Source organism: Aliiroseovarius crassostreae (assembly GCF_049803815.1).
In the GTDB taxonomy this organism is placed as follows: Bacteria; Pseudomonadota; Alphaproteobacteria; order Rhodobacterales; family Rhodobacteraceae; genus Aliiroseovarius; species Aliiroseovarius crassostreae_A.
In genome coordinates, this window is the sequence record NZ_JBNAGI010000002.1 from 148,522 (window position 1) to 167,698 (window position 19,177).

20 protein-coding genes are annotated in these 19,177 nt (G+C 59.8%); 2 read left to right on the forward strand and 18 right to left on the reverse strand.

Annotation, left to right across the window (positions count from 1 at the left end):
* Positions 1–31 precede the first annotated feature (31 nt).
* Positions 32–1,492: a ribosome biogenesis GTPase Der gene (gene der / locus ACP15V_RS06505; RefSeq protein ID WP_424942865.1), complete on the forward strand. Its 1,461-nt coding sequence runs from the start codon at positions 32–34 to the stop codon at positions 1,490–1,492.
* 147 nt (positions 1,493–1,639) lie between these two features.
* On the opposite strand, the gene ACP15V_RS06510 is transcribed toward der, so the two are convergent.
* The 14 genes from ACP15V_RS06510 to ACP15V_RS06575 form a co-directional block, all read right to left on the reverse strand.
* Positions 1,640–2,785: a LysM peptidoglycan-binding domain-containing protein gene (locus tag ACP15V_RS06510; protein ID WP_424942866.1), complete on the reverse strand. Its 1,146-nt coding sequence runs from the start codon at positions 2,783–2,785 to the stop codon at positions 1,640–1,642.
* A gap of 171 nt (positions 2,786–2,956) precedes the next feature.
* Positions 2,957–3,613 (reverse strand): protein-L-isoaspartate(D-aspartate) O-methyltransferase, encoded by a 657-nt coding sequence (locus ACP15V_RS06515; RefSeq protein WP_424942867.1) that lies wholly within the window; start codon positions 3,611–3,613, stop codon positions 2,957–2,959.
* Positions 3,610–4,395 (reverse strand): 5'/3'-nucleotidase SurE, encoded by a 786-nt coding sequence (gene surE / locus ACP15V_RS06520; RefSeq protein WP_424942868.1) that lies wholly within the window; start codon positions 4,393–4,395, stop codon positions 3,610–3,612. The genes ACP15V_RS06515 and surE overlap by 4 nt, the downstream gene beginning before the upstream one ends.
* 143 nt (positions 4,396–4,538) lie before the next feature.
* Positions 4,539–5,192 carry an SDR family NAD(P)-dependent oxidoreductase gene (locus tag ACP15V_RS06525; RefSeq protein WP_424943390.1) on the reverse strand — a complete coding sequence of 218 codons (654 nt, stop codon included), beginning with the start codon at positions 5,190–5,192 and terminating at the stop codon, positions 4,539–4,541.
* Positions 5,193–5,320: 128 nt separating this feature from the next.
* Complete coding sequence (locus ACP15V_RS06530) at positions 5,321–5,794, reverse strand: DUF1284 domain-containing protein (RefSeq protein WP_424942869.1); 474 nt, start codon at positions 5,792–5,794, stop codon at positions 5,321–5,323.
* Between the two features lie 45 nt (positions 5,795–5,839).
* Positions 5,840–7,336, reverse strand: a complete 1,497-nt coding sequence (gene purF / locus ACP15V_RS06535; protein WP_424942870.1) for an amidophosphoribosyltransferase — start codon at positions 7,334–7,336, stop codon at positions 5,840–5,842.
* Positions 7,337–7,485: 149 nt separating this feature from the next.
* Positions 7,486–8,076 carry a CvpA family protein gene (locus ACP15V_RS06540; protein WP_424942871.1) on the reverse strand — a complete coding sequence of 197 codons (591 nt, stop codon included), beginning with the start codon at positions 8,074–8,076 and terminating at the stop codon, positions 7,486–7,488.
* Positions 8,077–8,119: 43 nt separating this feature from the next.
* Positions 8,120–9,487: a DNA repair protein RadA gene (gene radA, locus ACP15V_RS06545; protein WP_424942872.1), complete on the reverse strand. Its 1,368-nt coding sequence runs from the start codon at positions 9,485–9,487 to the stop codon at positions 8,120–8,122.
* A gap of 55 nt (positions 9,488–9,542) precedes the next feature.
* A complete protein-coding gene (locus ACP15V_RS06550) occupies positions 9,543–10,013 on the reverse strand; it encodes a paraquat-inducible protein A (protein WP_424942873.1) in 471 nt (156 codons plus the stop codon).
* A gap of 29 nt (positions 10,014–10,042) precedes the next feature.
* Positions 10,043–10,987 (reverse strand): DNA repair protein, encoded by a 945-nt coding sequence (locus ACP15V_RS06555; protein WP_424942874.1) that lies wholly within the window; start codon positions 10,985–10,987, stop codon positions 10,043–10,045.
* A 187-nt stretch (positions 10,988–11,174) separates the two neighbouring features.
* The gene (locus ACP15V_RS06560; RefSeq protein ID WP_424942875.1) at positions 11,175–11,921 is read right to left on the reverse strand and encodes an ABC transporter ATP-binding protein; all 747 of its coding nucleotides are present in this window, start codon (positions 11,919–11,921) and stop codon (positions 11,175–11,177) included.
* Positions 11,918–12,703, reverse strand: a complete 786-nt coding sequence (locus ACP15V_RS06565; RefSeq protein ID WP_424942876.1) for an MlaE family ABC transporter permease — start codon at positions 12,701–12,703, stop codon at positions 11,918–11,920. Before ACP15V_RS06565 ends, ACP15V_RS06560 begins: the two co-directional genes overlap by 4 nt.
* Positions 12,703–13,752: an alanine racemase gene (alr, locus tag ACP15V_RS06570; protein WP_424942877.1), complete on the reverse strand. Its 1,050-nt coding sequence runs from the start codon at positions 13,750–13,752 to the stop codon at positions 12,703–12,705. Before alr ends, ACP15V_RS06565 begins: the two co-directional genes overlap by 1 nt.
* Before the next feature lie 126 nt (positions 13,753–13,878).
* Entirely contained in the window at positions 13,879–15,096 is a 1,218-nt protein-coding gene (locus ACP15V_RS06575; protein ID WP_424942878.1) for an alpha/beta fold hydrolase, read from the reverse strand.
* Positions 15,097–15,320: 224 nt separating this feature from the next.
* Here ACP15V_RS06575 and ACP15V_RS06580 point away from each other — a divergent pair, with 224 nt between their 5' ends.
* Positions 15,321–16,103 (forward strand): heme-dependent oxidative N-demethylase family protein, encoded by a 783-nt coding sequence (locus ACP15V_RS06580; RefSeq protein ID WP_424942879.1) that lies wholly within the window; start codon positions 15,321–15,323, stop codon positions 16,101–16,103.
* 40 nt (positions 16,104–16,143) lie between these two features.
* Here ACP15V_RS06580 and ACP15V_RS06585 read toward each other — a convergent pair whose 3' ends face one another.
* The 4 genes from ACP15V_RS06585 to ACP15V_RS06600 form a co-directional block, all read right to left on the reverse strand.
* Positions 16,144–16,293, reverse strand: a complete 150-nt coding sequence (locus tag ACP15V_RS06585) for a hypothetical protein (RefSeq protein ID WP_424942880.1) — start codon at positions 16,291–16,293, stop codon at positions 16,144–16,146.
* 168 nt (positions 16,294–16,461) lie between these two features.
* Positions 16,462–17,259, reverse strand: coding sequence for a lytic murein transglycosylase (locus ACP15V_RS06590; protein WP_424942881.1), 798 nt, complete (start codon positions 17,257–17,259; stop codon positions 16,462–16,464).
* A gap of 117 nt (positions 17,260–17,376) precedes the next feature.
* Positions 17,377–18,783 (reverse strand): type I glutamate--ammonia ligase, encoded by a 1,407-nt coding sequence (glnA, locus tag ACP15V_RS06595; protein ID WP_424942882.1) that lies wholly within the window; start codon positions 18,781–18,783, stop codon positions 17,377–17,379.
* Between the two features lie 47 nt (positions 18,784–18,830).
* Positions 18,831–19,169: a P-II family nitrogen regulator gene (locus ACP15V_RS06600; RefSeq protein ID WP_248363468.1), complete on the reverse strand. Its 339-nt coding sequence runs from the start codon at positions 19,167–19,169 to the stop codon at positions 18,831–18,833.
* Positions 19,170–19,177 lie beyond the last annotated feature (8 nt).

Consider the following 19,177-nt stretch of genomic DNA (forward strand, 5'->3'; position numbering starts at 1 on the left):
GCGGGGCGCTTGATGTGACCCGGAGTCCGATATGAGCTTTACCCTCGCCATTGTGGGCCGCCCGAATGTGGGCAAATCGACCCTGTTCAACCGCCTGGTTGGCAAGCGCCTTGCGCTGGTGGATGACCAGCCGGGGGTGACGCGTGACCTGCGTGAAGGCGAAGCGCGTCTGGGCGATCTGCGCTTTACCGTGATCGATACGGCCGGCCTGGAAGAGGCAACCGACGAAAGCCTGCAGGGCCGGATGCGCCGCCTGACCGAGCGCGCGGTGGAAATGGCCGATGCCTGCCTGTTCATTATCGATGCCCGGGCAGGTCTGCTGCCCGCCGATGAGGTGTTTGCCGATATTCTGCGCCGCAAGAACGCGCATGTGATCCTCGCGGCCAACAAAGCCGAGGGCAAAGCCGCGGATGCCGGATATTTCGAGGCCTTCTCGCTGGGGCTGGGTGAACCGATCCGGATGTCAGGCGAACATGGCGAAGGCATGGGCGATCTGATGGCCGCGCTTGACCCGATTGCTGAAGAGTTCGCCAAACGCGACGCCGACACATCTCCGGAAACCGATGTGGAGATTGTCGAGGGCGAAGAGGATGAGGGTCCGCGCGTTCCGACCGTGGACAAACCCTTGCAGGTGGCGGTTATCGGCCGACCAAACGCGGGCAAATCCACTCTGATCAACAAGCTGATCGGCGAAGATCGTCTGTTGACCGGGCCTGAGGCCGGGATCACACGCGATTCCATTTCGCTGCGCTTTGACTGGAGCGGGACGCCGACCCGCATCTTTGACACCGCCGGAATGCGCAAGCGCGCCAAGGTGCAGGAAAAGCTTGAAAAGCTTTCGGTTTCCGACGGTCTGCGGGCCGTGAAATTTGCCGAGGTCGTCGTGGTCATGCTGGATGCGGCGATCCCGTTTGAACAACAGGATCTGCGCATCGCGGATCTGGCGGAACGCGAAGGCCGCGCCGTTGTGGTTGCGGTGAACAAATGGGATGCCGAACCTGAAAAACAGGCGAAGCTCAAGGAACTGAAAGAAGCCTTTGCCCGGCTGCTGCCGCAGCTGCGTGGTGCTCCGCTTGTGACCATTTCGGCCAAGACCGGCAAGGGGATGGATCGTCTGCACGCCGCCGTCATCCGCGCGCACGAGATCTGGAACCGCCGGATCAAAACCGCGCATCTGAATGGATGGCTCAGCGAAATGATCGAAGCGCACCCACCCCCCGCGCCGGGTGGCCGCCGGATCAAGCTGCGCTATATGACCCAGGTGAAGGCGCGTCCGCCTGCCTTTGTGGTGATGTGCTCACATCCCGACAAGCTGCCGGAAAGCTATACGCGTTATCTGGTCAATGGGCTGCGCGAGGATTTTGATATGCCCGGCACGCCCATCCGGCTGACCATGCGCGGGCAGGGGGATAAGAACCCCTATAAGAACCGCAAGAAATCCACGCCTTCTCGCCTGCGCAAGCACCTGGGCAAAGGCCGCGCGGACGAATAAGCCCCCCTCGTTTGGGGTGTCCCACTGGAGCAAACGGAAAGAGGCGCGCCCATCGGCCCGCCTCTTTTTTCTTGTTCAAAATATCCCGGGGTGAGGCGGAAAGCCGAGGGGCAGCGCCCCTCTTATTTCGTCGCAATCTCACGACGATCAGTTCAGATAGGGCATCGGATCCACCGGATCTGTCCCATCAAAAACCAGGAATTGAATGGCGTTATATTGGTTCTTGGTGGCTTTGGCGATCTGCTGGCCACGCTTGACCTTCTGCCCCTTCGCAACATTGATCCCTTCCACAAAGCTATAGGCGGTCTGGGTGTTGTTGCCGTGATCGATCACAACGATCTCTTCACCTTCCACGTCTTTCGACACAAGGCGCACAGTGCCCGAGGCCGCTGCTTTGACCGCTTCGCCGGGTTTGGCGGAAATCAGGATATACCCGGCTTTGTCCGCGTCAAACAGGCTGGTGACCTTGCCCGCGACCGGCAGGGTCATTTTCGAGGCAGACGCGCTGGTGCGGCTGTCGCTGAGGTCGGGAGAAGGGGGCGTGGTGGTCTTCACCGTTGACGGTTTTTCGTCCGGCAAGGCGGTGGCCGCAGAGGGCGGGGTGGGGGTGCTGGTCCCTTGTCCCGGTTGGCTGACGGTGGTTGCGGGTTTGCTGCCTGATTGGATCTTGACCGGGATCAACAGGTGCTGACCTTCGCGCACGGTCAGGTCTGCCCCCAGCCCATTCCAATCGGCAAGCGAGCGGACAGACACGCCGTAAAGCCGTGCAATCGAATAGGCGGTTTCGCCCCGTTCGACCCGGTGGCGCAAGGGTTCGGCCCCGGCTTGCTGTTTGGCGCTGGCCGGCGTCGCCGTGGCACCTGGCGCGCGATCAATGGCATCGCCCGCAAGGGTTTGAATATCAATCGCGCCGCCCGGTTGGATCACATTGGTGCTGGGGACGGCAACCCGGCGCGGCAGGGCGAGAACCTCGTCCTTGCGCAGGGGGCTGTCGGGTTTGACACCGTTATATCGCGCCAGTTCCGCCGCTGATACACCGATCCGTCCCGCCACCGATGCCACGGTATCACCGCGTTTGGCCACGGCCACCTGATAGCCTGGATAGGAAATGATACCCCGTTCATCTGGTTGTGGGCGGGCAGCGGTTTTTACGTTTTGCGCGGCCTGTGCGGTCGACAAACCGTTCTGCGGCGGGCGCAGGTCGAAATCAAATCCCTCGGTACAGGCCGAGAGTGTCGCCAGGGTTGCGAGAAGGGGAAGGCCGCGCATGACCATCATGGGGCGTCGTTTCATTGCTCTGTCCTCAACTTTGACCTTTAAGGTCAATTTGTTCAGCCCGTTTCGGGCCATGTTGTTCAGCCCGTATCGGGCCCCGTGTCTTTGCCCGGTTATTGGGCCTGCGGCGGATCCTCTGCCGGGACCTTTGCCGTATCGTGATGCGATGGACGGCCCATCGCGTGGGGGTCATTCCTGCCCCAACCCTTCCAACAGGGGCACAAATCTCACCGGCAACAGTTCGTCATAGTCAAAGCCATCTTCGGTCCGTGTGACCTTGATCAGGCTTTGCACCGCGTCCGACTGGCCAACCGGTACAATCATGATACCGCCGATTGCCAGCTGCGCCAAGAGCGGGCTTGGCGGGTCTTCGGCGGCGGCGGTGACGATGATGCGGTCAAACGGCGCCTGATCGGGCAGGCCGCGTGATCCATCCCCCGTGATGGCGGTGATATTATGCAGGTCCTGCGCTTCAAACAACTGACGCGCCTCTTGCACGAGGCGTCGATGCCGGTCAATCGTATAGACCCGGCGGGCCAGCCGCGACAGGATGGCCGCCTGATAGCCGGATCCGGTGCCGATTTCGAGCACCTTGTCGCGCTGGCTGATCTTTGCGGCTTGCGTCATCAACCCCACCACGGAAGGTTGGGAAATGGTCTGTCCGCAGGCAATCGGCAGGGGCATGTCTTCATAGGCACGCTCTGCGAAAATGCCGCGCACAAAAGGACCGCGGTCAATCTCCTCCATCGCGGTCAAAACGCGCAGATCAGTTACACCTTTTGATCGCAGAGCGAAAAGAAACTGCATCTTGCGTTCTGCATCCATATTGCCTCCCGCCGATGTCATTCGAATAGGCCCTTTACCTGGGTCAAATGATCATGCGCCGTCAGGTCTGCGCGCATCGGGGTGACCGAAACATATCCGGCCAGATTTTCCGTCAGGTCCATGCCGGGGTCCGATGGGGTCGCTTGCGGCCCGCCCTTGATCCACAGGAACTGCCGCCCCGAGGGGCTTTGATGCGGCTCGGCCGAGAAGATGGCATCGTGGCGCCACCCTTGCGGCGCGGCCTTGACGCCCAGAACGTTATCCGCACCCACGGGGGGGAAGTTCACATTGTAGAAGATTTTATAATTCTCAGACGGATCCCACGGGCCATGGTCCAGAAGTTTGCGAATGATTCCGGTGCCATGGGCAGCGGCCGCTTCGAACACACTGTCCAGATCCTTGGTGCCCGCGCCCATATATTGGCTAAGGGCAATGGCAGGCAGACCTTGCAGGGCGGCTTCCATCGCCGCGCCCAACGTGCCGGAATAAAGCGCATTTTCGGCGGAGTTGTTGCCGCGGTTCACGCCTGAAATCACCAGGTCGGGCCGGACGGGCAGCACATGATGCAGGGCGGCCAGCACACAATCTGCGGGGCTGCCTTCGGCAGCGAAGCGCCGCTCGTCATGTTGGGCGACCATAAAGGGATGCGTGTAGGAAATGCAGTGCCCGACACCGGATTGTTCAAAGGCGGGGGCGACGGTCCAGACCTCGCCGTCGGGGCCGGCAATCTCTTGGGCGATGGCTTCGGCCACCTTCAGGCCGGGCGCGTTGATCCCGTCGTCATTGGTGATGAGAATGCGCATGACAGCCCCCGATGTGCCCGTAAAACAATGCCTGCCCCTTGAATAGGGCAGGCAGATAAAACCGGCAATGGGTTTCGGGGGGTGGTCCGGATTGCGACCAGAAAACTGTGTTCTCGCGGACTCAGGTTTTTGCGGCCAATTTGTCAGGCCAGCCCGTTCTCGATCAGAATGCGTTGCGCTTCCTCTTCGACCGACGCGAGCTCGGCACGGTCTTCGCCGGGGAAGAACCGGGTGCGCATGGAGGTCGCCAGGGGGTTGGGCTTGGCGATGACCACATTTGGACCAAGGCGGGTGGTTTCCGACGCCCAGCTTTTGGCCAGCGCCATCTGTGCCGCCTTGGTGGCGCCATATCCCGCAAAAAAGCTTTCGCCCGCGTGGTCGTCGTGGAAAAACATCGCGGTGCTGTCATCTGTCAGCAGCGGATTGACCATGTGGATGAGGATCCGTGTCGCTTCGACATTTGTGGTCCAGGCGCGGGTCCAGCCTTTGTCGTCCAGTTCAGGGGTCGGCATCAGGGCCGGGCCGTAAATGGCCGTATGCGCCCAGACATCCACGTGGCCCCAACGGTCATGGATCGAGCGACACAGATGCGCCATTGCGCCCTTGTCGGTGACATCCATCGGCGCAAGCGTGGCGGTGCCGCCCGCGGCCTGGATCTTGTCATCCAGCTCTTCCAGCGCGCCGGTGGTGCGGCCCACGGCCATCACGTGATGGGTTTTCGACAGTTCCAGCGCCATAGCAGCGCCCAACCCACGGGAGGCGCCGGTGACCAGCGCGATTTTCTTGGTCTCAGTCATGCCTGTCCTGTAGCGTTCCGCTTCCGGAATGTCGAGAGGCCCCGGCGCAGGGCCGGTGTCCTCGCCGGTGGCGATGCCCGGTGTGTCCCCGGTCTTGTCGCCTGTCTTCTCTAAGGTCTTGTCCAAAGTCATTTCACCCGCTCCTGCGTCGAGGGGGCCAGCGGGCGCACCCCGTCATCTTCCAGATCCAGCCGATCATGCAGATCGCGCAACGCCGTTTCACACAGCCCGTAGCTCAGCCACTGACAGCCGGAACAGATCGAGGTCAGATCGCGGGGGCGGACCTTGCGGCGAATGGTGGCCTCGGCCTCGCCCCAGGTCAGGATCTGGCCATAGCGCAGATCCAGCGCGGCCAGATGCTGACGATCCAGCGCCTCGATGCCCTCTTGGTTTTGGCATTTCGTGTCGATGCGTTTGGGGCAGGGGCCGCAAATGTCATCGGTGTGGCGGATCACCTCAATCTCGACCTGATCGCCACCTTCTGCGCGCAGCTGCCCATTGACGATCCCATCCATATTGGCGGTGAAACCGTCGGAATACCCTTTGCCCTGAAAGCCAAGGGAGCAGAGGAAATGATGCGGGCGAAAGCGCAGTTTGGTCATGGGGCAAGCCTGACCCATCTTGGGATTTGGTTCAACCGGGGCGGGTCACTCCGCCGCGGCCATCTTGAACCCTTGTTCGATCTTGTCCGAAGGCACCACCGGATATTCGCCCGAGAAGCAGGCGTCGCAATATTGCGGGCAGCTTTTCGTGCGGCCCTCGGCCTCGCCCACCGCGCGGTAAAGACCATCAAGGGTGATAAATTTCAGGCTGTTGACCTTGAGATGCGCCACCATTTCTTCTTCGCTCATCGTGGCGGCAAGCAGTTTTTCACGCTCTGGCGTGTCAACACCGTAGAAGCAGGGCCAGGCGGTGGGGGGGGATGCGATGCGGAAATGGACCTCTTTCGCGCCGGCATCCAGGAACATATCCTTGATCTTGCGCGTCGTTGTGCCGCGCACCACGCTGTCATCCACCAGGATCACCCGTTTGCCCTTGATCAGCGACTTGTTGACATTGAGCTTGAGGCGCACGCCCATATTGCGGATCGCATCGGTGGGCTCAATAAAGGTGCGGCCCATATATTGGTTGCGGATGATGCCCATCGCATAGGGAATGCCGCTTTCCTGGCTATAACCAATCGCAGAAGGCACGCCGCTGTCGGGCACCGGGCAGACCAGATCGGCCTCAACCGGCGCTTCGCGGGCCAGTTCCACACCGATCTGGCGGCGGGTTTCATAGACCGAGCGCCCGCCGATGATGCTATCAGGGCGCGAGAAATAGACATGTTCAAAGATGCAGAATTTCGACGGGCGCGGGCGGAAGGGGAAATGGCTTTCCACCTTGCCATCCGAAATCACCACCATTTCGCCGGGTTCAATTTCGCGCACCAGCTCCGCGCCGATGATATCGAGCGCACAGCTCTCGGATGACAGGACCCAGCCTTCGCCCAGACGACCCAGAACCAGCGGACGCACCCCGTGCGGGTCACGCACGCCCATCAGTTTGGTGCGGGTCATCGCAACCACCGAAAAGGCGCCCTCGACCCGGCGCAGCGCGTCTTCCATCCGCTCGGGGATGGTGCGCTGCAGCGACCGTGCCATCAGATGGATGATGCATTCACTGTCAGACGAGCTTTGAAAGATCGACCCGCGTTCGATCAGTTCTTTGCGCAGGGCGTTTGCGTTGGTGATGTTGCCATTGTGGGCAACGGCCGCGCCGCCCATGGAAAACTCGCCAAAAAACGGCTGCACATCGCGGATCACCGCCCCTTTTGACCCTGCCGTGGAATAGCGCACGTGACCGATGGCGATCGGCCCCGGCAGGGTTTTCATCACGCTTTCCTTGGTGAAATTGTCGCGCACATAGCCAAAACGGCGGGCGTTGTTGAACCCATGTTCCGGGTCATGGCAGACGATGCCGCCCGCTTCTTGTCCGCGGTGCTGCAGGGCGTGCAGGCCAAGGGCCACAAAGTTTGATGCGTCTTGCAGACCAATGACACCAAAGACGCCGCATTCCTCCTTCAATTTCTCATCGTCGAACGGATGCGCGTAAAAGGGTTTCATGCGATCCTTGGAAGGGCAGGCGGCGGGCGGTGTGGACATCTCAGTCTCCGATTCCGTGGCGTTGGCATCCTCATAGTGGGTGAAAATCCCCCTGTCACGAAACTATCACATTCAGGATGCGTTTTCTTACCGCAGGTTGCGATGAAAAAGAAAAACGCGCTCGAAAGCGCGTCTTTTGTTGACAATTCTTACTGTCCGGACGGTTGGTCCGCCGGGGGTTGCACCGGGGCGGTGCAGCTGCCCACTAGCGCTTCGTAGCGTTCGACAATCCAACCCGGCGCGTCTTCGGGGATCTGTTCGTTGATCTTGTCCTGGGTGCGGGCAAAGATCTTGGCGGTGCGACTGTCATCGACCATTGGGATCGTGTCGGTGGTGACCACCCGATCATACACCACCAGCGCAATCGCGACGAGCAGCAGGCCACGTGCCACACCGAAGATGAAGCCAAGCGCCTGATCCACCCCGCCCAGGGCCGAGCGTTGGATGGCGGATGAAAAGAGCGGTGTGAACACCGAGACCACCACAAGCGCCAGGGCAAACACACCTGCAAAGGCAGCGATCACCGACAACTCGCAGCTTTCGGCGATGAAATCGCGCAACACCGGGATCTCTTTGATCAGCGGCACCGCCTTGGGGGCGAACATATAGGCCAGAATGGCCGCGGCAATCCAGCCGATGATCGACATGCCTTCGCGGACAAACCCGCGCGAATAGGCCAGGATGGCCGAGATCAGGATGACCGCCGCAACGATCCCGTCAACAAGTGTAAAGGCTTCCATCTGTCTCTCCGATGTCTTTCGCCAACTCTGCCCGGAACGTGCCTCAGCCCGCCCCGAAAATCTCCCCGACAAACCCGGTCAGGTCTGCCATTTTCTGAATACGCATTCCGTCTGCCGACCCGGTCTTGCTGCGACTGGGGGCGATGGCTGCGTTGAAACCAAGTTTTGTGGCTTCTTTCAACCGGTTTTCTGTCTGTCCCACCGGGCGTAGGGCCCCTGATAGACTGATTTCCCCAAAAACCACAGTGTCTTTGGGAATGGCGGCGTCCTCTCGCGCAGACAGTAGCGCCGCCGCCACAGCCAGATCTGCGGCAGGTTCCGAGATTTTCATCCCGCCTGCGACGTTGAGATAGACGTCAAGCCCGGCAAACGGGATGCCGCAACGCGCTTCGAGAACAGCCAGGATCATGGCGAGCCGCCCGCCATCCCAGCCCAGCACCGACCGGCGCGGTTGGCTGTGTGGCGAGGGGGCGACGAGGGCCTGAAACTCGACCAGAACGGGCCGCGTGCCTTCGATCCCTGCAAAGACCACGCTGCCCGGGGCAGGCTCTTCGCGATCCGACAGAAAGAGGGCCGAGGGGTTGCCCACCTCGGACAGGCCACCGCCGGTCATTTCAAACACGCCGATTTCATCTGCCGGGCCAAACCGGTTTTTCACCGCGCGCAGGATGCGAAACTGGTGGCCGCGTTCGCCTTCGAAATAGAGCACGGTGTCGACCATATGTTCGACCACGCGGGGGCCGGCGATCTGACCTTCCTTGGTCACATGGCCCACAAGGATCACGGAAATGCCGCGGGTCTTGGCAAATGTCGTCAGCTCATGCGCGGCGGCGCGGACCTGGCTGACGGACCCCGGCGCGCTGTCCACATTGTCGGCCCACATGGTCTGGATCGAGTCGATGATCGCCAGTTGTGGGCGTTCCGCGTCCAATGTTGTCAGGATGTTGCGCAGGTTGGTTTCCGCGGCCAAACGCACGGGCGCCTTGGTCAGGCCCAACCGCTGCGCCCGCATCCGCACCTGGGCTGACGCCTCTTCGCCCGAGACATAAATCGTGTCCAACCCCGCTTGCGCAAATCGCGCGGCCGCCTGCAACAGAAGCGTGGATTTGCCGATACCGGGATCGCCGCCCACCAGAATGGCCGATCCGGGCACAAGGCCGCCGCCCAAGACGCGATCCAGCTCGCCCAACCCGCACAGGGTGCGCGGCGGGGGCGTTTCTTCGGTCGAGAGATCGGTGAGCGCAATGCCCCGCCCTCGCGCGGATCCCAGAGATTTCGACGATGGACCCGCCGACAGGGGGGCCTCTTCAACAATGGTGTTCCATTCCCCGCAGCCGTCACACCGCCCGGACCATTTGGTAAACACTGCCCCACAGGCGTTGCAGGTGTAGGAGTTATTGTTCTTTGCCATGACGGTGGTTTTGCCCGACCGGGGCAGGCCATGCAAGGGGGAGTGTCACGTGAAGTTAACCCCTGATATTCACCTGGGTCGGCTGGGGTCGGGGTTTGCGGCTGGTCAGCATCGAAATGGCAAGTGAACCGAGGATGCAGGCGCTGAACAGATATAACCCCCAGGCCACTTCGATCCGGGCCAAGGTCACCCCTTTGGCGACAACAATATACAGCGCCACGAGGAAAATATCGGCCATGGCCAGTTTGCCCATCACGTTGAAGATCGGCAACATACGCCGCTGCATCTTGCCAAAGTGCACCAGCGCCAGCCCAAGTGTTTTCAACACGGGCGCGATGATTGCAAAGAAGGTGACCAACAGCGCCAGAAACACGTCTTTTGCCCAGAGTGTCTGCAGACCAGAGATCACGCTGATTTCATCCGTGCCAAACAGGGGCAGGTTCAGGCCCGCGCGCAGCAGGGGCGCAAACCAGGAAATGGGGAAAAGCAACAGAAGAGATAGGTTGATGAGGCGCAGACAGGTCATGTCCCCTGATATAACGCCTCATCCCATGCTTACAATTCCAGATCTTCGCCAATCCCGTCATCCTGGCGGGCGGCGGTGTTGCCACGCGGCGCTTTGCGGGACGGACGGGCCTGGCTGGGCGTTTTGCCGTTGATCGAGGTCTCGCTTTGAAGCGCCCCGGTGCGGGGCTCGGTCGGCAGAGTGCTGCGCCGGTCGGAAGAGGTGCGATCGCGGCGCGGTTTCGATGACATGGGAACAACGGTGCGTTCGACATTGGGGGTGTTGCGCAGCTCAAACCCCAGCTTCGGCAACAACGCGTTCAGATCCGATTCCAGCGCATCAACCTGTTTCGACACGGTCAATTCATCGGCCTCGACCTGGGTCAGCCAGTGTTTCAATTCGTCCACGGCTTGGCGGGCGAGTTTGAGGTTGCTGCGATAGTCTTCCATTTCTTCGTGGCGTTGGCGCAGGAACGTCCGGGCGCGTTCGACGCGCTCATTGCTGTAAATTTCGGCAAGTTCGCGACTTTCAAAACTCATCTGCGCGGCAACTTCCAGGATATCCGGCTCCAGCCCTGCAAGGTCAGGGTGATTGCGCAAATGCGCGATACGTTCGCGCACTTCGTCGAATTCGGCGCCGGTTTTGAACAACCCCTCGCGGTCAGCCTCATGGGCCAGGCGATAGGCGCGGGCCACATCCTGCATCGAAAGATGGAATTTCCGATGGCTGTTTTCCAGCCGCATCATCCGCCTGTGGCTGGGCAGATAGAACAGCAATATCACCGAAAGCGCAGTGAAAAACAGCTGCAGATACATTCCGGCATTGGCAATTTCCTGCTCACCAAATTGGGCGGACAGCGACAGCCAGGGCAGATACCCCAAGGCCGAGGCACAGCTGGTGGCGACCAGAATAAGCGCCACTAACGCCATGAGAATGAGCGAAATTTGCTGGAAAATGCTGGCGACGGGCGAAAGAAACTTTGAGTAATTCGACATGAAACGACCTCCGTTCTTAAAACGACAACTCGGTAACAGGTGAAATAGTTTCACGATATTAGCAAAAAATTGCCGATTTTGTAAGGGGAGAGTTTAAGTATTTGGGGTAACCGTTTGGTATATATTGTAAAAATGATTAATCTAATGGGTAGATCCCGGGCGAGGTCGCCAAAAAGCGGCCGCTGGATCAGCGCACCGCTTCAATCGGTCCTTCGGCACTGCCCGAGATAAACTGCGTGACATAAGGATCACCCGAGGCATCCATGTCACTGACCGGGCCGGTCCATTGAATGCGCCCCGCGTGCAACATTGCGATCTTGTCGGCGATCACCCGAACCGACGACATGTCATGGGTGATGGTCATCGCCGTTGCCCCCATTTCCACGACAATTTCGCGGATCAGGTCATTGATAACGCCGGACATAATCGGATCAAGTCCGGTTGTGGGTTCGTCGAAAAAGATGATCTCGGGCTCGGCAGCGATGGCCCGGGCCAGCCCCACACGTTTCTGCATGCCGCCCGACAGTTCGGAGGGGAACAGATCGGCCACATCCGGGGTCAGCCCGACGCGGCGCAGCTTTTCGATGGCGATTTCGCGCGCCTCATCACGGGGGCGTTTCAGCGATCCGCGCAGCAGACGAAAGGCCACGTTTTGCCAGACGGGCAGGCTGTCAAACAGGGCAGCACCCTGAAACAGCATCCCGAACCGCGCCAGAAAGGCGTCACGTTCCACTTTGGATGTGTCCTCGCCATCGAGCGTGATCAGGCCCTGGTCCTGGGTCATCAGCCCCAGCACACATTTCAGCAGCACCGATTTTCCGGTGCCGGATCCGCCGATGATCACCATGCTTTCGCCCTTGTTGATCGTCAGGTCAACACCATCCAAAACGCGTTTGGAACCAAAGGCTTTGTGGACGTTTTTAAGTTCAATCATGTGGCAAAGAAGAAGCTGGTGAGAAGGAAGTTGGCGGCAAGGATCATCACGGCGGCGGCCTCGACCGAGGTTTTGGTGGCGCGGCCTACGCCTTGCGCGCCGCGGCCCGAATGCATGCCGTGATAGCAGCCCATGACCGAGGCGATAAACCCGAAGGCTGCTCCCTTGATCAGAGAGGACACGATGTCAGCGGTTTCAAGGAAGTTCCAGGTGTTCGAGATATAGGCGCCGGGGGCAAAGCCCAACTGTTTGGTGCCAACAATATACCCCCCCATGATGCCAATCACATCGCCGATGCCCACTAGGGCGGGCACCACCAGAACGGCGGCCAACACCCGGGGTGCGGTCAGATATTTCATCGGGTGGGTCGACAGCGTGACCAGCGCGTCGATCTGCTCGGTCACTTTCATGGTTGCCACTTCCGCAGCGATCGAGGACGTCACGCGCGCAGCAATCATCAGACCGACCAGCACCGGGCCAAGTTCGCGCACCATGCCGATGGCGACGATCTGCGGCACAACGGCCTCGGCCGAAAACCGCTGCCCGCCGGAATAAATCTGCAGTGCCAACGCGCCGCCGGTGAAGATCGCGGTCAGACCGACCACCGGCAGGCTGAAATAGCCAATATTCACAACGGCTGCAAAAAACTCGCGCGGGTAAAAGGGCGGGCGTACCATGTGGCCAAGGGCCTGGCCTGCAAAGATCGCCACACGCCCGATCATGGCGAGAAAGCCCAGAACGGTTTTGCCAAGGGCGGCGAGGGGGGACAAAAGCAGCTGCATCACATCCGGCCCCGCGCATAGTGCCGATCATAACGGGTCCCCAACTGGGTCAGGATCTCATAGCCGATGGTGCCGGCCACCGCCGCCAGATCGTCGACGCTTTGATGCGGACCAAGGATGGTCAGGGATTTCGGCGTTTCCGTCAGGTGGGTGATATCTGCACAAATCAGATCCATCGACACGCGCCCCAGGATCGGGCAGGGTGTGTCGCCGTGAAACAGCACCGCCTTGTTGGAGATATGCCGGTTGATCCCGTCAGCATACCCGCCGGATACCGTGGCAACACGAGACGGTGTTTCTGCAATCCAGGTGTTTGAATAGCCAACGCTTTCCCCGATTGCGACCTCGCGGGTCTGGATCACGGGCAGGGACAGTTCCACCGTTGGGGTGGCATCTTCGAACGGAAAGCCACCATACAGCCCGACACCCGGACGGGTCAGGTCAAAATGATATGCTTCGCCCAGCAGGATCCCGCCGGTTGCAGCGAGGCTGCGCGGCGCGTCAATGCCGTCGGTCATATCGTGAAAGGCCAGAAGCTGTTGCCGGTTCATCGCGTGATCCGGTTCATCGGCACAGGCGAGATGGCTCATCACCAGACGCGGGCCCTGGGCCAGGCAGATGTCTCGCAACGCGGCCCATTCGCCGGGCTCCATGCCCAGACGGTTCATGCCCGTGTCAAGCTGAATGCCAAAGGGATGGCCGGGCAGGGCTTCGAAATGGCGGGTGACTTGGTCGACGGAGTTGAGCATCGGCACCAGGCCAAGATCATGGATCATATCGGTGTCGCCAGACATATGTCCGGACAAGACGCTGATTTCCGGCCCCGGTCCAAGGGCATCGCGCAGGGCGGCCCCTTCTTCGGCGGCAGCCACAAAAAAACGTCGCGCACCAGCGGCGGCCAGCGCGCGACCGACCCGGGCAGCCCCCAATCCATAGCCATCTGCTTTTACAACCGCCGCAGTTTGCACGTCGCTTGCCGATTTCGCATCCAGCGCCCGCCAGTTGGCCGCCACGGCATCCAGATCAATTGTCAATCTTCCTGTACTCATGCAGAGCGTTTTCGACAGGCCCGCCGCCGAGGTCAAGGCAAAATGGCGCAGTTGACGGATCGTCGGTGCTTTTCCCCGCTTTTGTGACCTCTTGGCCCGCAGATGGGTGGGACAGCCCGGGCAAGATTATTCCTGCAACAAAACGGTCTCGACCTCGCTGCTGGCTTCCAGCGTGCGATGAACCGGGCAACGATCCGCGATTTCCAGAAGCCTTTGGCGTTGTTCGTCGCTTAACGCGCCAATCAGGCGGATCTTGCGGCGAAACTTGTCGATTTTGGCGCGGGTGCCGGTTTCGGCGTCCTGCGCGTGCACCTTGTCATGGCACACATCAACCCAGACATGATCCAGCGGCCAGCCTTTGCGGCGCGCATACATGCGGATGGTCATTGAGGTGCAGGCGCCAAGTCCCGCCGAGAGGAAACCATAGGGGCTCATTCCCTTGTTGGTGCCGCCATAGGCCAGCGGTTCATCGGCCTGCGTATGGTGGAACGGGCCGGCCTGCACGTCTTGCAAGAACCCGTTTGGGTCGGCTTCGGAAACCCGCACCACACCTTCCGGCGCCCCGATTGGCGGGGCAGGCGGGGTCAGGTCAAGATAGCGGGTGACCCAGGCGGAAATCACTTCGGCCACATATTCCGCATCTTCGCGCCGGGTGATCAGGTGATCGGCATTGTCCAGCGTGACAAAGCTTTTCGGGTGTTTGGCGGCCATGAAAATCTTGGCGGCGTGGTCGATGCTGACAGTTTCATCACGCGGAGCATGCAGCACCAGCAATGCCGCGGACAGATTGTGAATCGCCTGCTCAAGCACCTGATCTTGCACATCTTCGACAAAGCTTTGCCGCACGGTGAAAGGGCGACCAGCGAGTTTCACTTCGGCTTCGCCCCGCGCAGAAATGGTGGGCAGCGCATCCGAGAATTGCTTCACCACATTGGCAGGAGATGACGGCGCACCAATGGTGACTACGGCCTCGACGCCGGAGATTTGCGATGCGGCTTTCAGCACAGCCGCCCCCCCAAGAGAGTGGCCGATCAATAGTCCGGGGGTCATGCCACGCGCCTCTAGGGCCTGTGCGGCGAGCACCAGATCCTCGATATTGGAGCTGAAATGCGTGTTTTCAAACTCGCCTTCTGAATGGCCCAACCCGGTGAAATCAAACCGCAGCACGGCAATGCCCAGCCCTGCCAGCCGGTCGGCGATGCGGCGGGCGGCGGTGATGTCTTTGCCGCAGGTGAAACAATGGGCAAAGAGGGCGGTCGCAAGATGGGGCCCGTCGGGCATGTCCAGACGGGCTGCAAGGTCATGTCCGCCATGACCCTTGAAGGTAAAACGCTCGGTCGACATTCGCATGTCCTTATTTGGTGGTTGTCCTGAGATTGGGCATAGATCGCCCGGGTCACAAGGGGGATGAAAGGAAATGCACAAGAACGTGAGGCCATGTGACGATCAGGGTGCCGTGCGACTTTTGTGTGTGGGCTTTGATCTGTTTTTGCCCATACCATGAAGAAGGCTTGCCAGGACCAAACGGCGCTGCCAATCTTTGCCAAACCCTAAGAAGGAGCCGCCTGTTGCCCGAGATTTGCCAGCAATTTCTGCCCATTCGCCCCTGGGAAGAAGATCGCATGCGTCGCCTTCCGGGCCTTAACCCCATTGCGCCGGGTGAATGGTTGTTGGTCGATGATGCGTACAAGGCCCAGATGGCGCATCGCCGGGGGCTGATCGCCACCAAGGGGGATGTGGTGCATCGCCTGTCGGATCAGGCGCGCCCGGCGGCGGAAGAGCTTTTGGACCTTGTGATCGAGGAACTGCATGGCATCGATGGGTTCACGGTGCAGGAAGATCACGTGATCTGCCCGGATGGAATGCGGGTCGAGATCAACCGGGATGATCCGCTGCGCACGGCCGGGGCCCTGGTGCAAGAAGATCTGGTGATCATGGAAAAGATCGGGGAGGAACATGTGCTGACCGGGGCCGTGCTTTGCTTTCCAGCCAGTTGGTCGCTCTCGCAGAAATTTATGAAACCGATGACGCGGATCCATGTGCCGGTGGCAGAATATACCCAAGAGATTGCGCGCCGGGTGCAACGGCTGTTTGACGGGATCCAGGTAGAACGCCCGATCTGGCGCGCCAATGCCCTGATTTACAATGACCCGGAGTTGCACCAACCCCGGACCGAGGAAGATCGGCGCGCGCCTGTTGACCACGATCAGAAATGGGTGCGGGTTGAACGTCAGGGCATGCGTCGCCTGGCGACGTCCCGCGCGGTGATCTTTTCGATACACACATTTGTTGTACCCGAGGCGCGACTGATCGAACTTGGTCACACGCTTCCGCAACGGGAAGAAGCCTGACGGGCAGGCTTTCTTCACAAGTCTTGACGATAGCCGAGGCTCAGGCGCCCAGCGGCACGGCCACAAAGCCCGATTTGGGGGACCATTGGCGAATGGTCTGTGGCATGTTGCCAACGCGGCGCTTTTTCTGAAAGCGTCCAAAAAGGGCACTGGGGCGCAAAGACGAAGAGAAATGGTCTGTCATTTTCATGGTGTTACCTGTGTTTACTGCTCTGTTTTATCAATGAAACGGCCCGTTATGTCGCGGCGCCTGATGCCAAACTGTCAGGTGATTTTGCGCAAAGCGCGAAGGAAATGGGGCGAAAACGGACAGATTACGAGGCGCATTTTCTGCCCATTCCACAGGTCTTAACCGATTTTAACCGTCGATCTTTGCGCCCATGATCGCCAAAGATTGCTGATACACCGTCGCCGCGTTCCACTCTTTCAGCACACGATAATTGGCCTGACCCTGCTGATACCCCTTGCCCGGTTTCCAGCCATGTTTGCGCAGGTAGTTGGCGGTGGAGGCCATGGCATCTGACAGATCATAGAAATCGACACGCCCGTCCCCATTGCCATCCACACCATATTGCAGCGCGTTTCCGGGCAGAAATTGTGTATGGCCCAGCTCGCCATGTTTTGCGCCTTTGGTCCCCATGGTGATGGACCCGCGATCCACCAGTTTCAGCGCGCCAATGGCGTGGGGTTTGAAGAAATCAGACCGGCGGCAATCATAGGTCAGGGTGACAATCGCCGACACCACATTGCTGTTGCCCATGAAACCGCCAAAGCCGGTTTCCATGCCATGAATGGCCAAAAGCACCCCGGCGGGCACGCCAAACCGCTTTTCCAGCGCGGCGTAGAAGCCCGGATTGCGGGCCTTGCGTTTCTTGCCCTGGGCAATGATCGTCTGGGCCCCGCGGATTTTCATGAACTTGTCGAGCGAGTATTTGAAGCTTTTCTGGTTGCGATCCGCGTTGATTGTGGCTTGGGCATAGCGCGTGGCAGCCAGCGCCTTGAGCCCGGCAGATTTCACCCCGGCGCGTTTGGCCTCGGATGCGAACTGGGCTTTCCACGCCTCGAACCCGGCAGCGGAGTTGCCGCAGGAGGCCGCAAGGGCAGGGAGCGGGGCACAGAGGGAGAGAAGGGTCAGAAGGGTCGGGAAAAGGCGCATGGGAAAACTCGTGTTTGAATGGTTCTTCCTTCTTCTACCCCGGAATTGCCCGATAGCCAAAGCGCAAAGAAAAAGGGCGCCCGAAAGCGCCCTTTTGAGGATGAACCGCAAAAGCGATCAGCAGCTGTAGTAAAGCTGGAATTCGATCGGGTGCGGGGTGTGCTCGTAGGCGTAAACCTCTTCCCATTTCAGGTCGAGATAGCCCTCGATCTGGTCTTTGGTGAACACGTCGCCTGCCAGCAGGAAGTCGTGATCTTCGGCCAGGGCATCCAGTGCTTCGCGCAAGCTGGAGCAGACGGTTGGGATGCCTTCCAGCTCTTCCGGCGGCAGGTCATACAGGTTTTTGTCCTGCGCGGGGCCCGGATCGATCTTGTTCTTGATGCCGTCAAGGCCAGCCATCAGAAGGGCCGCAAAGCACAGATAGGGGTTGGCGGCCGGATCGGGGAAACGGGCCTCAACACGCTTGGCTTTCGGGCTTTCGGTCCACGGAATGCGGACGCAACCCGACCGGTTCGAGGCCGAATAGGCGCGCAGAACCGGGGCTTCAAAGCCGGGGATCAGGCGCTTGTAGCTGTTGGTCGACGGGTTGGTGAAAGCATTCAGGGTCTTGGCGTGTTTCAGAACACCACCGATGAACCACAGGGCCTCTTGGCTGAGGTCGGCGTATTTGTCGCCTGCAAACAGCGGCTTGCCGTCTTTCCAGATCGACATGTTCACATGCATGCCGGTGCCGTTGTCGCCCGCAATCGGCTTCGGCATGAAGGTGGCCGATTTGCCGTAAGCATGCGCCACGTTGTGGATGATGTATTTGTACTTCTGCAGCTCGTCGGCCTGTTTGGTCAGGCTGTCAAAGATCAGACCCAGCTCGTGCTGGCACGAGGCCACTTCGTGGTGGTGCTTGTCGGTTTTCATGCCGATCGACTTCATGGTCGACAGCATTTCGCCGCGAATGTCCTGCGCGTCGTCAATCGGGTTGACCGGGAAGTAACCGCCCTTGACGCCCGGACGGTGGCCCGAGTTGCCCATTTCATATTCGGTGTCGGTGTTCCACGAGGCGTCGACGGCATCCACTTCATAAGACACCTTGTTGATGCCAACCTGATAACGCACATCGTCAAACAGGAAGAACTCTGCTTCCGGACCCATATAGGCCACATCACCGATGCCCGAGGATTTCAGATAGGCTTCGGCCTTTTCGGCGGTGCCACGCGGGTCACGGCTGTATTTCTCGCCAGTGTCGGGTTCCACGATCGAGCAATGCACGCAGAGGGTTTTTTCCGCATAGAACGGATCCACATAGGTGCTCTCGGTGTCGGGCATCAGTTTCATGTCCGAGTTTTCGATCGACTTCCAGCCGGCAATCGACGACCCGTCAAACATGAAACCTTCTTCAAGAAAGTCTTCATCCACGAGATCACAATCAACGGTCACGTGCTGCAGCTTGCCGCGAACGTCGGTGAAGCGGATGTCGACATAGGCGATGTCGTCTTCCTTGATTTGCTTGAGTACGTCTTGTGCGCTCATTGCTTTTTCCTTTGTTTCAGAAACTTGATTGCCCTGGTGTGGGCGGATTACACAGCGTCCAGACCGGTTTCCCCGGTGCGGATGCGAATGGCTTGTTCAACGGGGGTGACAAAGATCTTGCCGTCGCCGATCTTGTCGGTTTTTGCGGCCTCAACGATGGCTTCGATGGCTTCATCCACCTGATCGGCGGGCAAGACCACTTCGATTTTCACCTTGGGCAGGAAATCGACCACGTATTCGGCACCGCGATACAGTTCGGTATGGCCTTTCTGGCGGCCAAACCCCTTCACCTCGATCACCGACAGACCCTGAACGCCGATGTCCTGAAGCGCCTCCTTCACCTCGTCCAGTTTGAACGGCTTGATGATGGCTTCGATCTTCTTCATGGCTTCCC